Raw genomic sequence first — 382 nt, forward strand, 5'->3', positions numbered from 1 at the left:
GGATTTAGCCCTCGTGACATATCTTTGTACAGACGCTTTTTTCATTTTCAGCTCTTCTGCGATCTCGGTTAAGCTCATCCCCTGCGCCATGTGAAGCAGATAACACTGGCGCTCTCGGGTTGAGAGCTGCAGCATGATCTTCACCAAAGTCTTCTTCTCGGCGAGGGTTATGGCCGTTTCCTGCTCGACCTCAGGCGTCACAGCTGCCGGGAGAAGATCCATATCCATCAGGATTGAACGGCTGTAGGCATCCCTTATATCAACGCCTCGGCGGGCGTATGGTCGACGCCCTTTCCGCATCCACTCGATGGCAAACCGCATGTCGGAAACCATCTCGTCAACCACTTTAAGTTCGTTCTGCTGCAACACATCTTCCCTGTCC

At 52.9% G+C, this 382-nt stretch carries 1 protein-coding gene; it reads right to left on the reverse strand.

Annotated features, from left to right (window positions below):
• A partial coding sequence (locus AB4Y77_RS23015) for a sigma factor-like helix-turn-helix DNA-binding protein (RefSeq protein ID WP_442015468.1) occupies nucleotides 1-366 on the reverse strand: 366 nt, incomplete at its 3' end.
• Between the last annotated feature and the right edge of the window lie 16 nt (nucleotides 367-382).

Origin of the sequence: Paenarthrobacter sp. YAF11_1 (genome assembly GCF_052113445.1) — a bacterium.
In the GTDB taxonomy this organism is placed as follows: Bacteria; Actinomycetota; Actinomycetes; order Actinomycetales; family Micrococcaceae; genus Arthrobacter.